Below are 13,496 nucleotides of genomic sequence, written 5' to 3'. Positions count from 1 at the left end.
TTAACCAATCCCACGCATAGTCTGTGCTTGTATCGTTCAGGCTTGGGGAATTTGATGGCCGATTGGATTATTCTGGCCGCGATCAGTCTTGTTTCGTGCTGTTTCGCCGTTCTGTGGCTGTTGCCACGCCGGGCTCAGCGCGACAAGGCTTTTGGTCTGTTTTCGAACACCTCGCTGTTTGATGCCGTATTCCTGTTCGATGGCGACCAACTGATCAGCCATTCTGATTTCGCACTGGCCGGGTTTGAGCATGTTGAAAACTGGCTGGATCTGCGGCGCTTGTTGCAAAGGGATTTCCCCACCTTTCCCGAAACTTCCGACAAAGTGCGCGATCAGGGCAAAATCCTGGTATCGGCCATTGACTGCACGGTTGAACGAGAAGTCGTGTGTGAGTGGATCGACGGTATCGTCCGCGTTCGACTTTGCGAATGCGCCAGGACCTCCTCGGCCGGATCGGTTACCCCAGGCGAACCGACCCGTCTGGCAATGGATCTGGCCCCTTACCCGGTATGGTTGGCGGATAACGACAATCGGGTGCAATGGTGCAATGCCGCCTATGTCGCACTTGTTCAAAAGGCACGTGATCAGGACGCCGATCTGACTGCGCCGCTTTTTGAAAGCCTGGAGGATGCCACAAGACCTACCGGAAAAACCCGCGTGTCGGTGGATGTGGCAGATACTGATCGCAAGCTTTGGTTCGATTTGACTCGGATCGAACACGAAAACGGTCATCTATGCTACGCCGTTGACGTCAACGCGATTGTCGAGGCGGAAACCGCCCAGCGCAAATTCGTGCAGACCATGACCAAGACCTTTGCCCAATTGTCCATTGGTCTCGCCATTTTTGACCGCAATCGGCAATTGGCCCTGTTCAACCCGGCCCTGATCGATCTGACCACGTTGCCGCCCGATTTCCTCAGTTGCCGCCCCAGCCTGAGCAGTTTCTTCGACCGCTTGCGGGATCAACACATGATGCCGGAGCCGAAGAATTACCGCAGCTGGCGGCGTCAGATGAACGACCTTCTCGAAGCGGCTGAAGATGGAAACTATCACGAGACGTGGTCGCTGCCATCCGGATCGGTCTATTCCGTCAGCGGCCGCCCTCACCCGGACGGCGCAGTGGCGTTTCTATTCGAGGATATCACCGCCGAAATCACCCTGACGCGGCGCTTTCGATCAGAAATGGATCTGATGCAGTCCATCCTGGACAAACTGGCGGACGCGATTGCCGTCTTTGCGGATGACGGTACGCTGGCCTTCACCAACTATGCGTATCAAAAGCTGTGGGGAGACGCGCACGAGGTCGGGTTCCAAAGCGAAACGGTCACCGACGTCACGCGACGCTGGCAAGACCTCTGTATTGCGACACCGGTTTTGGGTGAGGTGCGGGATTTTGTCGAAATGCGGGAAAACCGCGCCGAATGGACAGCTGAAATCCAGATGAGAACCGGCATAACCGTGGATTGCACCGTCACACCGGTTCATAACGGCGCGACAATCGTGCGGTTTACGCAATCCGAGTTTCCCTCGAAATCCACCGCGATGGAACAGATCAGCGCCTGAACCGGGTTGCAGCCGGTCAGGCGCAAGGCCATTGTGGCGGCATGACACAGACCGCCCGATCTCTGACTTTCAAATCGCCCGAAGAAACCGCAGTTTTCGCACGGCAATTGGGAACATCACTGCGCCCGGGCGATGTCGTTCTGCTGGAGGGCCCGATCGGCAGCGGCAAGACACATTTCGCGCGCAACCTCATTCAGTCATTGATGGCAGAAACCGAAGATGTGCCCTCGCCAACTTTCACTTTGGTCCAGGCTTACGACACGCCATCAGGGGAAATATGGCATTGCGACCTGTATCGTCTGAGCGCGGCCGAAGAAGTTGACGAACTGGGTCTGACGGACGCTTTCGATACGGCAATCTGCCTTGTGGAATGGCCGGACAAGCTGGGCCCGTTGGCGCCCCAAGGTGCGTTGACATTGACCTTTGAAACAGACCCAAACAATATCGATTTCCGCTGTGTGACCCTGTCTTGGACTGCTCCGAAATGGGCGGAAAAACTGGAGAGAACCGCATGACCAACAGGACGGTCCTGGCCGAGGCCCTGATTGCGCAAACACCCTGGGCCGGGGCAACACGTAGGCCACTGGCAGGCGATGCCTCGAACCGGCGATACGAACGGCTAGTTGATCCAACCAACGGGCGCACTGCGGTTTTGATGGACGCGCCACCTGAAAAAAGTGACGATGTTGAACCCTTCGTGCGGGTTGCCGAATACCTCCGATCGGTTGGTCTGAGCGCGCCGGAAATCTATGCCGAAGATACCCAGTACGGTTTTCTGTTGCTGGAAGATCTGGGTGATGATCTTTTTGCGCGCGTCCTGAAAAAAGACCCGGGCAAAGAGCGTGAATTGTACCGGGCCGCCACCGACGTGCTGCTCCACCTGCATCAGGCGCCTTCTCTTGCCTTGCCGTCTTATGATCCGTCCCTGATGACGGAACTGGCGGCATTGGCTTTCACCAAGTATGCGGCCGGTATCCTGGGAACATGTGATGAAGACGCCATGTCCCGGTTCGAGCACCGGTTCGCGGACATCCTGCATCGTGAAACATCCGGTTCGAAAGTCGTCGTTCTCAGGGATTATCACGCGGAAAACCTGTTGTGGCTGCCGCAGCGCGAAGGCGTGAAGCGCGTCGGGTTGCTGGACTTTCAGTTGGCCATGCTGGGGCACCCGGCCTACGATCTGGTGTCTCTGCTACAGGATGTACGCCGAGATGTCTCGGCCGGGATCGAAATGCAGATGATCAACCACTACATCTCTGCGTCAGGTATGGACGACCATGATTTCCGCACGGCCTACAGTGTTTTGGGGGCCCAGAGAAACCTGCGTATCCTTGGCGTCTTTGCACGTCTGGCGACGGAATATGGCAAGCCTCACTATGTGGACATGATCCCGGCCGTCTGGGCACATCTGATGCGCGATCTGGATCACCCTGCCCTGGTTTCGGTGGCGTCCCTGCTGCACGAAGCTTTGCCCAGACCCACACCGCAAAACCTGGCCAAGTTGAGAACGCAATGACCGGATCGCCATTTGCCGCAATGCTGTTCGCAGCCGGGTTCGGCACCCGCATGGGCGCGCTGACCAAAGACCGGCCGAAGCCATTGATCGAAGTGGCGGGGCGACCACTGATTGATCATGCGCTGGATCTTGTCGAAGATCTTGATCCCGTCCGTACCGTTGCCAACCTGCATTATCACGCTGATCAGCTCGCGGCGCATCTCGGCCCCAAAGGCGTTCTGCTGTCTCGGGAAGACCCTGAAATACTGGAAACAGGTGGCGGATTGCGGGCGGCTTTGCCGATGCTGGGCACCGACCCCGTATTCACGTTGAACACGGACGCGATCTGGTCAGGGCCAAACCCTTTGACCCTGTTGCAGCACGCCTGGGACCCGGGTCGTATGGATGCGCTGCTGATGTGTGTTCCAGTTGCGAGAACCGTTGGTCATATTGGATCGGGTGATTTCACCGCTGGAAAAGATGGACGGATCACGCGCGGTCCTGGTCTGGTTTACGGCGGGGCCCAGATCCTCAAGGCCCAGGGTTTGCATTCGTTCTCGCAAACAGCGTTTTCACTCAACCTGCTTTGGAACCAGATGCTTGATCAGGGTCGGCTTTTTGCGGTCGAATACCCTGGACGCTGGTGCGATGTAGGTCGTCCGGAAGGCATCGCGCTGGCCGAGGGTTTGCTGGCAGATGTTTGAATCCGGCACCGTGCCCCGTGTATTTGCCGTGCCTCCCGGTACGGATTTCCCCAAGGCATTGGTCGATGGCCTGCGGCAGCGCTGTTCGGGCCCACCCGAAGCTTTGGCGCGGGTAGAGTTGATCCTGAACACACGACGCATGGAACGGCGCGTCCGCGATCTGTTCAATCAGGGGCCACCTTGCCTTCTGCCCCGTCTCTCGTTGGTGACGGACTTGGGTGAAAGGGTTGATCTGGCGCGGATCCCGCCTGCTATCCCGCCTCTGCGGCGGCGTCTTGAGTTGACTCAGCTTGTATCCAAACTGCTGGAACAACAGCCGGACCTTGCCGCCCGGTCATCGATCTTTGACCTGTCCGACAGTCTGGCCGCGCTGATTGACGAAATGCAGGGCGAAGGCGTATCGCCCGAAGCGATCCGGCAGCTGGACGTCAGCGATATGTCCGGACACTGGTCGCGGGCACAAGCCTTTATCGGCATCGCGGATCAATTCATCGACACCGGCGGGCAGACGATGGATGCACAGGCCCGCCAGCGCCGCGTGGTCGAAAACCTGATCGCGCGATGGCAGATTGCCCCCCCGCAACACCCGGTCATTCTGGCGGGCTCTACCGGGTCCCGTGGCACCACCCTGATGTTGATGGAAGCCATCGCGCGCCTGCCGCAAGGCGCATTGGTGCTGCCCGGATTTGATTTCGACCAGCCGGATCACGTTTGGCAGGGGTTGGATGATGCGTTGACGTCTGAAGATCACCCACAATACCGTTTCCGCAAGTTGATGCGCGCGCTGGAACTTACACCGGGTCAGATCACCCAATGGACGGATTTATCGGCTCCCTCACCCTCGCGTAACCGCTTGATATCCCTAGCTTTACGTCCGGCACCCGTCACTGACGCCTGGATGACCGAAGGCCCCAGACTGTCCGAAATAAAAGGCGCAACCGACGGCCTGACACTGGTCGAGGCTCAATCGCCTCGCGCCGAGGCATTGGCCATCGCCCTGCGCCTGCGGCAGGCGGCGGAAACAGGACAGACCGCCGCTCTGATCACGCCGGATCGCATGTTGACCCGCCAGGTCAGCGCCGCGCTGGATCGGTGGAACATCGTGCCGGACGACAGTGCGGGCCTGCCGCTGCAACTTTCCCCACCGGGACGTTTTCTGCGCCATGTGGCCAACCTGTTCACACGCCGTCTGGAAGGCGAGGCGCTGCTGACCCTTTTGAAGCACCCGCTATGTCATGATGGCGGTGACCGCGGAATTCATTTGCTGCACACGCGTGACCTGGAACTTGACCTGCGCCGTCACGGCCCGCCCTTTCCTGACAGTGCAAGCCTTGCGGCTTTTGCAGTGCGCAAAGAGGCCCAGGAAAGCTGGGTGAAATGGGTCGTGCAGCATTTCTGCGACCAGCAGATCACCAGTGAACTGCACCTCGCGGACTGGGTGGCGCGTTTGATGACACTGGCCGAGGCGATCTCGGCCGGCAGCACGGGTGAAACGGGCACTCTGTGGGACAAAAACGCAGGCCAAAAGGCACTGGGGGTGCTGAATTCTCTCAGCGCAGAGGCGCAGCATGGCGGCCTGATGACGGCCCATGACTTTGCCGATCTGCTGGGTGCTCTGCTTGCGGGTGAAGAGGTTCGTGACCGGGATGCGCCGCATCCGCACATCATGATCTGGGGCACGCTCGAGGCACGGGTGCAGGGCGCCGACCTGCTGATCCTTGGCGGGTTGAATGAAGGAAGTTGGCCAGAGGCGCCAACGCCCGATCCCTGGTTGAACCGGCAGATGCGTGACAAAGCCGGCTTGTTGCTGCCCGAACGCCGGATCGGCCTGTCTGCGCATGACTTCCAGCAGGCCATCGGCGCACCCGAAGTGTGGTTGACCCGCGCGACCCGCTCGGATGATGCCGAGACGGTACCGTCGCGCTGGCTGAACCGACTGACCAACCTGTTGCAGGGTTTGCCGGGTCAGGGTGGCCCCGAAGCTCTGGTCAAAATGCGCGCTCAGGGCGAAAAATGGTTGAACTGGTCCGAGGCACTGGAAGATGCGCCGCGGATCGACCCCGCACCGCGTCCTTCTCCGCGCCCACCGGCCGCCGCGCGTCCGCGCCGTCTGTCTGTGACCGAGATAAAGAGGCTGATCCGCGATCCATACGCGATTTACGCCAAACATGTGCTTCGGCTGAAACCGCTAGATCCGCTTGTACAGGCCCCCGATGCCTTGCTGAGAGGAATTGTGATTCACGAAATCCTCGAGCATTTCATCAAGGACAGCGTCCTCGACAGGGCTTTGCTGGCGCGGGGCAATTTCCTGAAACGGGCGCATGCTCTATTGGATCAACACGTCGCCTGGCCGACGGCCCGCAAACTGTGGCTGGCCCGGTTGGAACGGATCGCGGAGGATTTCCTTGGCGCAGAACTCGCGCGCCGGGCTGATGGCGGGCCGGTGGCGTTTGAGGCGGCAATGAAGCTGGTGCTGAACCCTCTGGATTTCACCATTGTCGGGCGCGCGGACAGGATCGATTGCAACAGCCGGGGTGCGTTGCGGATCATCGACTATAAAACCGGCGCGCCACCCACGGAAAGTCAGCAATCCAAATTCGACAAGCAGTTGCTGATCGAAGCGGCCATGGCCGAGCAGGGCGGGATTGAGGGCCTTGACCCGACAGGCGTGGCCGAAGCCATCTTCATCGGTATGGGTGGCAGCTACAAGGAGGTTGCCGCGCCCTTGGAAAAAGAACCGACCGACAAGGTTCTTGCCGAGCTGAAAGAGTTGATTTCCGCTTATTTAGAGCCTGATCAGGGATTTTCGTCCCGTCGTATGCTGCACAAGGATTCAGATATCGGTGATTATGATCACCTGGCTCGGTTCGGCGAATGGGACCGGACAGCCGAAACATGCCCTGAGGACCTGACATGAGCCCGCGCAACGATGCAACAGAACGGCAGGTGCAGGCCGCGCGCCCCGATGCCTCGACCTGGCTGGCGGCCAATGCGGGATCAGGCAAGACGCGGGTTTTGACGGACCGGGTGGCGCGTTTGCTGCTGGACGGAGTCCAGCCTCAGCACATCCTGTGCCTGACCTACACCAAAGCCGCCGCCAGCGAGATGCAGAACAGGTTGTTCAAGCGCCTTGGTGAATGGGCAATGCTGGATAACAGCTCTCTGCTGGAACAGCTGACCGATCTCGGTGTACCCGGCGAAATCAGCTCGGACAAGCTGGCGCAAGCACGCACCCTGTTTGCCCGCGCCATCGAAACGCCGGGAGGTCTGAAAATCCAGACCATCCACTCGTTCTGCGCCTCGTTGCTGCGACGATTCCCGCTCGAGGCTGGCGTCAGCCCGCAGTTCACCGAAATGGAAGACCGCGCAGCAGCCTTGTTGCGAGAGGAGATTGTCGAAGATTTCGCCGCAGGCCCTCAGGCCGGGTTGATTGAAGATGTGGCCCGGTTTGTCACGGACACGGGTTTTGACAAACTGACTGCTGCACTCACGCAAAAACGCAATCTGTTTGTGCAGCCGCTTGGGTGGTCCGATCTGCTGCATCGCTTCGATCTGCCCGCCGGCTTTGACGAAACCGCGCTGCTTGGGCGGGTTTTTCTTGGTGGCGAAATCGACCTGATCCGGTCCATGCTGCCCGCTTTGACCGAAAGCGGTGGCAACAACGCCAAGGCCGCCGCGAAACTGGCCGGGTTCAACGAAGCCAGATTGGCACATCTACCTATGTTGGAAAGCGTGTTTCTGACAGGGAAGGGCGCAAAGGAACCCTTCACGGCCAAACTCAACGCTTTTCCGACCAAACCCCTGCGCGAAGGTGTGCTGGCCGACCGGATGCCGCAGCTCGAGGCCTTCATGCTGCGGATCGAAACCGCACGAGAACAGCGTCTGGCGCTGGTCGCGGCGCAGAAAACCGCGGTTCTGCACCGCTTTGCCGCAGCCTTCCTGCCGGAATACGAACGGCGCAAGCAATTGCGCGGCTGGCTGGATTTCGACGACCTGATCCTGCGCGCGCGGCAGGTGTTGAACGATCCGGCAGTGGCCGAATGGGTGCTGTACCGACTGGACGGGGGCATCGATCATATTCTTGTGGACGAAGCACAGGACACCAGCCCCGATCAATGGGACGTGATCGAGAAACTGGCGCAGGAATTCACCAGCGGGGAAGGGGCCCGATCCGGGGTTGAACGCACGATCTTCGTCGTCGGTGACAAGAAGCAATCGATCTATTCCTTTCAGGGCGCCGATCCACAAGCCTTTGACAGAATGCAGGAAGAGTTTGGCCGGAGACTGGCTGAATCAGGCTCTAAACTGTGGGATTCGACGTTGGAATACTCGTTTAGATCCTCCAGCGCGATCCTGACTCTGGTCGATATCCTGTTCGAAAACCGCTCTGATGCGGGGTTTCACAAGGACAGTCAGCACCGTGCTTTCAAGGCCGATCTGCCAGGTCGTGTTGATCTTTGGCCCGTGGTTGAAAAGGTTGCAGATACCGAAGACGGGGATTGGACCGATCCGGTTGATCGTCCCGGCGCACGACATCACACCGTCATTCTGGCCGAAAAGGTTGCACAGTCGATCAAAGACATGATCGAACGGGGTGAGACGATCCCGGAAGATGGCAAATCCGGCCAATTCGTTCGTCGAAAGGTGCAGCCGGGGGATTTTCTGATCCTTGTGCAACGCCGCTCGGACCTGTTTGCCGAGATCATCCGTGCCTGCAAGGCGCTGCATCTACCTATCGCCGGAGCAGATCGGTTGAAAGTGGGCGCTGAACTGGCGGTCAAGGATCTAGCGGCCTTGCTCAGCTTTCTGGCCACGCCCGAAGACAGCCTGTCCCTGGCGACGGTTCTCAAATCCCCCTTGTTCGGCTGGTCCGAACAGCAGCTTTTCGATCTGGCGCACCGTCGCAAGGAACAGTTCCTTTGGGCCGCACTGCGCAACCGCGCGGAAGAGTTTCCCGAAACTCTGTCGGTGCTGAACGATCTGCGCAGCCAGATCGACTTTCTGCGCCCCTATGATCTGATCGAACGTATCCTGACCCGCCATGACGGACGGCGCAAGCTGTTGGGGCGGTTGGGGGCAGAAGCCGAAGACGGCATCAACGCGCTGTTGTCCCAGGCTCTGGCCTATGAGCGAACGGATATCCCCAGCCTGACGGGATTTCTGGTCTGGATGCAGACGGACGATCTGGAAATCAAACGACAGATGAGCGGCGTCGGCAACAGGATCCGGGTGATGACCGTTCATGGCTCAAAAGGGTTGGAGGCGCCGATCGTCATCCTGCCGGATACCGGCAAACGCCAGCCCCCGCGTGACGCCGAGATCATGTTGGCCGGCGGAACACCCTTGTGGAAAGTGTCGGCGGACGCGTCACCAAACCTGATCTCGCAGGCGCGGGAAGAGGCGCGCAACCGCGAGGAAAACGAACGGCTTCGGTTGCTGTATGTGGCTCTGACACGGGCGGAAAAGTGGTTGATCGTGGCGGCGGCAGGTGATTTGGGGAAAGACAGCAACAGCTGGTATCAGATGGTCGAGGCGGCGATGGATCGGGCCGGGGCCTCGCAGGTGCCGGGTACCGATATCCGCCGCCTGTCCCACGGGGATTGGGACGCGCTGCCCTTGATCGATCAACCGAACACTGCCGTTCAGCAAGTCGAATTGCCGGACATGTTCCAACACCCTGCACCGGATCCGGTTGCGCCTGCCGGCACGCTCAGCCCTTCGGATCTGGGTGGTCCTAAGGCGTTGCCCGGAGATGCCGGCCTGGATGAAGATGCGGCCAAACTGCGCGGAACCCGCCTGCACCTGTTGCTGGAACACCTTCCCGTGGCCGAGAAAGACCTTTGGCCAGAGCTTTGCGCGCGGTTGCTGCCCGATATGCACGAAACGGACCGGCACGAGATTTTGAACGAAGCCGTAACTGTGCTGACAGCGGAAGGTTTGCAGCCCGTCTTTGCACCTGACACGTTGGCCGAGGTGCCCATTACTGCCGCTCTGAACGGGCAGCGGATACTTGGGGTTGTGGATCGTCTGATCCTGTCGGCAACGGAAGTGCATGTGATTGATTTCAAATCAAATGCCACTGTTCCAAACCGCGCGGAAGACTGCCCCGAAGGCCTGCTGCGACAGATGGGGGCATACGCGCAGGCGCTGGCGCAGATCTATCCGGATCGCAGCATTCGTACCGCCATTCTGTGGACCCGCACGGCGCGGCTGATGTGGTTGCCACACGATCTTGTGACAGATGCTTTGGCCCGCACCCAGATATCTTGACCTTACCCGAAGCGGCACATACGTTCTGTTCCCAAGTTTACCCCATTCAGGAGACAGAATATGTCGACCGTAGCCGTTACCGACGACACCTTTGACGCCGAAGTCAAGAATTCGACCGTTCCCGTGGTCGTGGATTTCTGGGCCGAATGGTGCGGCCCCTGCAAGCAAATCGGCCCTGCGCTGGAAGAGCTGGCGGCCGAGTATGGCGACAAAGTCAAAATCGCCAAGGTCGATGTGGACAGCAACCCGAACTCAGCCGCCGCCATGGGTGTACGTGGCATCCCCGCGCTGTTCATCTTCAAGGACGGTCAGGTCGTTTCCAACCGCGCGGGCGCGGCGCCCAAAGCCGCCCTGCAAAGCTGGATCGACGAATCCATCTGATCTGGTTCTAACAGATTATCTCGAAGGCGCCTCAGATCGGGGCGCCTTTTCTATTGAAGACATCGGAGACACCAATGGCAAAAACGCGGGTCCTTGTGGAATTCGGGATGGGCACATCCCTGCGCCGGATGGACTATACTCAGGCGTCACTGCGGGCGATCAAGGATGCGCTTTGGCACAACTCGGTCAACATCGCGGAACTGTTCGGGTTTCCGAAAGAGGCGATGATCATTGATGCCGAAATAGGGGTTCAGCAGCCGGATCAGGTGGACACCGAAGCGTTGAAGGCTGTCTTTCCCTATGGTCATCCCAACATTACTGTCACCAAAGGCGGGCTGGACATCGCAAAACCCCACAGTGACGGGCACACGGTCATCGCCAACGCCGCCCTGATCGTTTCCTTCGACATGGAGCCCGCGCAATGAGCGAAAAACGCATCATTCTGGAGATGGGAACAGGTAACGATCTGTACGGCCAGGACTATACCAAGGCAGCCCGCCGCGCGGTGCAGGATGCTTTGCACCATTCATCCATCACGTTGTTTTCAAAGCTGGGGATCGACCATTCCGAAATGCGCGTCAGCGTCACGATCGGCGTGCAGGATCCTGAACAGGTGGATTGCGATCTGGTTGCCTCGGATCTGCCGCGGGGCAGGGCCGAGGTTCGCGCAGTCAAAGGTGGGCTTGACGTTGTCGACGAAGAAGCGGGAACGCGGCACGTGGTTGCAACTGCGGCGATCGAGGCGTTTCTGCCTGATCTTGCTGGAAAATACGTTCAGGGCTGAACAAAGAAAAAGCCGCTCGGAAATCCGTGCGGCTGTCTCGAGTTGCTGATCTGCGGGAACATCAGAGATCGGCGATGTCTGCGCGGCTCAGGCCGATATCGTCAAGCTGGGCGTCGCTGAGTTCCGACAGGAGTTTGCGGGTTTTGCGGGATTCTTTCCATTCGACAACGGTGTTGACGACATTGGTGAACGCGTCCACTACGTGCAGGATGGTAGCTGCTCCGAGCGGCGCATGAATGTTAGCTGTGGTTGCCATGTGCGCGGTCCTTTGTGAAGAAACAGCCGACCCGTTGTCGGTTGTAAGCCCCATGTAGTCCTGCATGCCCGGACTCACAATTGCTGGTCTGGTAACCCCGGAATGCGTTTTTTGCATATCTTTTAGGCAATTGAAGAACGGGTTGCGCCAACCTGCGACCCAGCCCATATATACCGCCAGCGAAAACGGAGACGATCATGGCAGACAACGACTTTCCCGGTTGGCACGGCACGACGATCATTGGCGTCAAGAAGGATGGTCAGATCGTCATAGCCGGTGATGGGCAGGTCAGCCTTGGTCAAACCGTGATCAAGGGCACGGCCCGCAAGGTGCGTCGCCTGTCCCCCGGAGGGTCCGAAGTTGTCGCCGGCTTTGCCGGGTCGACGGCAGACGCCTTCACCTTGCTGGAACGGCTGGAGGCCAAGCTCGAGGCGACACCGGGCCAACTTGCCCGTGCTTCTGTGGAATTGGCCAAAGACTGGCGTACCGACAAATACCTGCAAAAGCTCGAAGCGATGCTGATCGTCACGGACGGCAAGGACATGTTCGTGATCACCGGGGCGGGTGACGTGCTGGAACCTGAACACAACGTGGCTGCCATCGGATCCGGGGGCAATTTTGCCCTGGCCGCTGCCCGCGCGATGATGGACAGTGACAAGTCGGCGGAAGAGGTCGCGCGTCAGGCAATGGCCATCGCGGCCGATATCTGTGTCTATACCAATGGTAATCTGACGGTTGAGACGATCTCAGGCTAACAGCGCCGAAATCTCCTTGCCTTTCCAGCGGCGATGCATGCCGATCAGGCCAATGATCGCTGCGATGATCACGATGTAGTAGGGCACGCGGATATCGATGCTCATCAATCCGCCCCCGATCAGCGACATGATCCCGCCCGCAAGGCAGAACACGGCAGTGGTCACACCCATGACCCAGCCCTGATCCGCTTCGCTGACGCTGGAAGAGAACAGCCCAAGCATGGTGGGGTAGGCGATTCCGAACAGGAAATAGAAGAAAAAGACCGGCACATAACTGACCACGCCGCTTGGGCTGAAGGCGAACGCGAAACCGCAGATCACCATGACGATGAGTGACGTGTGGATTATCGCATGTTTGCTGAATTTCTCTTGCGCGGGTTTCACCAGGAACGTGCTGGAGAAGGCCAGCGCCACACCGATGACGACCATCGCCATACTGCCGCCGATGACTCCGTATCCGAAGGCGCTGGTCAGGAAATTGTCGACAAAGACGTAGAAGGTGACATTGGCGATCATGAAGAACGAATAGACCGGCAGGATCTTCAACACCATCGGATGACTACGCACTGCCATCAGGCTGTCTGTTATGTCACGGGGGCGGAAAACAAAGGGCGCACGATCCGTTCGGGTATCCTGAAAGAAAAACAGGACCAGAAAGATTGCAATCAGCACAAGGACAAATGCGCCGTAAAAGGGCGTTCTCAGCGTGGCGAAGCCGCCCAGCAGGGCGGCGTCAGACAAGACCGCGCCGATGATCGGCCCGCCCACAAGGCCAAAGCTGACGCCCGTCACGATATAGCCCATGTTCCGGTCCCGGTCTGTCGCGTCGGTGCTGCCGTCGATCATCGCCGCTTGCGCAATGGGTTGGTTGCCCGCTGTGAACCCGGTGATCGAACGCCCGACGATCAGCAGAAGAAGGCTGTTGAGATAAAGCGCGGCAATGGTCAGGGCATACCCGGCCAGAGCACCGCCCAGACACACCAGCAAAGCGTTCTTGCGCCCGATCGAATCCGATACTTTCGAAACATAGACAACGCCCAGAAACCACGACAGGAAAAAGCACCCGATCACAAGGCCGTAATAGAAATGCCTGCGCCCCTCGGGCGTGTTTTCGGGCAGAAACCCGGATTTCGTTTCCATGATCAGCGAGTTGATGATGGGAAAGACCAACCCCTGTCCGATCAGATCCACAAACACCACAAACAGAAGGGTAATCTTGGCAATATTTGTCATGTCTTACGCTCCTGACCCTCAAACCCTTGAAATCACTGTAGCAGAGGGTTCGCGC

Annotated in this window: 12 protein-coding genes; 10 read left to right on the top strand and 2 right to left on the bottom strand. The window is 58.9% G+C overall.

What is annotated here, in order from left to right; all coding sequences use genetic code 11:
- Positions 1-54: 54 nt before the first annotated feature.
- The 9 genes from FIU92_RS16395 to FIU92_RS16355 all read left to right on the top strand — a co-directional run bounded on the left by FIU92_RS16395 (position 55) and on the right by FIU92_RS16355 (position 11,197).
- Positions 55-1,563: a PAS-domain containing protein gene (locus FIU92_RS16395; RefSeq protein WP_152459638.1), complete on the top strand. Its 1,509-nt coding sequence runs from the start codon at positions 55-57 to the stop codon at positions 1,561-1,563.
- A 41-nt stretch (positions 1,564-1,604) separates the two neighbouring features.
- The gene (tsaE, locus tag FIU92_RS16390) at positions 1,605-2,078 is read left to right on the top strand and encodes a tRNA (adenosine(37)-N6)-threonylcarbamoyltransferase complex ATPase subunit type 1 TsaE (protein ID WP_152459637.1); all 474 of its coding nucleotides are present in this window, start codon (positions 1,605-1,607) and stop codon (positions 2,076-2,078) included.
- Positions 2,075-3,079 (top strand): aminoglycoside phosphotransferase family protein, encoded by a 1,005-nt coding sequence (locus FIU92_RS16385; RefSeq protein WP_152459636.1) that lies wholly within the window; start codon positions 2,075-2,077, stop codon positions 3,077-3,079. Before tsaE ends, FIU92_RS16385 begins: the two co-directional genes overlap by 4 nt.
- Complete coding sequence (locus tag FIU92_RS16380) at positions 3,076-3,762, top strand: nucleotidyltransferase family protein (protein WP_152459635.1); 687 nt, start codon at positions 3,076-3,078, stop codon at positions 3,760-3,762. Before FIU92_RS16385 ends, FIU92_RS16380 begins: the two co-directional genes overlap by 4 nt.
- Complete coding sequence (addB, locus tag FIU92_RS16375) at positions 3,755-6,679, top strand: double-strand break repair protein AddB (protein WP_152459634.1); 2,925 nt, start codon at positions 3,755-3,757, stop codon at positions 6,677-6,679. The genes FIU92_RS16380 and addB overlap by 8 nt, the downstream gene beginning before the upstream one ends.
- A complete protein-coding gene (gene addA / locus FIU92_RS16370; RefSeq protein WP_152459633.1) occupies positions 6,676-10,032 on the top strand; it encodes a double-strand break repair helicase AddA in 3,357 nt (1,118 codons plus the stop codon). Before addB ends, addA begins: the two co-directional genes overlap by 4 nt.
- A 60-nt stretch (positions 10,033-10,092) precedes the next feature.
- On the top strand, positions 10,093-10,413 hold the full coding sequence (gene trxA / locus FIU92_RS16365) for a thioredoxin (protein ID WP_152459632.1): 321 nt from the start codon (positions 10,093-10,095) through the stop codon (positions 10,411-10,413).
- A gap of 74 nt (positions 10,414-10,487) precedes the next feature.
- On the top strand, positions 10,488-10,838 hold the full coding sequence (locus FIU92_RS16360; RefSeq protein ID WP_152459631.1) for a Lin0512 family protein: 351 nt from the start codon (positions 10,488-10,490) through the stop codon (positions 10,836-10,838).
- Positions 10,835-11,197: a Lin0512 family protein gene (locus FIU92_RS16355; protein ID WP_152459630.1), complete on the top strand. Its 363-nt coding sequence runs from the start codon at positions 10,835-10,837 to the stop codon at positions 11,195-11,197. Before FIU92_RS16360 ends, FIU92_RS16355 begins: the two co-directional genes overlap by 4 nt.
- Positions 11,198-11,258: 61 nt before the next feature.
- On the opposite strand, the gene FIU92_RS16350 is transcribed toward FIU92_RS16355, so the two are convergent.
- Positions 11,259-11,453 carry a DUF1127 domain-containing protein gene (locus FIU92_RS16350; protein ID WP_152459629.1) on the bottom strand — a complete coding sequence of 65 codons (195 nt, stop codon included), beginning with the start codon at positions 11,451-11,453 and terminating at the stop codon, positions 11,259-11,261.
- Between the two features lie 197 nt (positions 11,454-11,650).
- Between FIU92_RS16350 and hslV the strand changes: the two genes are divergently transcribed.
- The gene (hslV, locus tag FIU92_RS16345; protein ID WP_152459628.1) at positions 11,651-12,208 is read left to right on the top strand and encodes an ATP-dependent protease subunit HslV; all 558 of its coding nucleotides are present in this window, start codon (positions 11,651-11,653) and stop codon (positions 12,206-12,208) included.
- Here hslV and FIU92_RS16340 read toward each other — a convergent pair.
- A complete protein-coding gene (locus tag FIU92_RS16340) occupies positions 12,200-13,441 on the bottom strand; it encodes an MFS transporter (protein ID WP_152459627.1) in 1,242 nt (413 codons plus the stop codon). The genes hslV and FIU92_RS16340 overlap by 9 nt on opposite strands.
- Between the last annotated feature and the right edge of the window lie 55 nt (positions 13,442-13,496).

Source organism: Ruegeria sp. THAF33 (assembly GCF_009363615.1).
Classification (GTDB): domain Bacteria; phylum Pseudomonadota; class Alphaproteobacteria; order Rhodobacterales; family Rhodobacteraceae; genus Ruegeria.
Note: the sequence above shows the minus strand (reverse complement) of the source record. Positions and strands in the feature narration are given on the sequence as shown.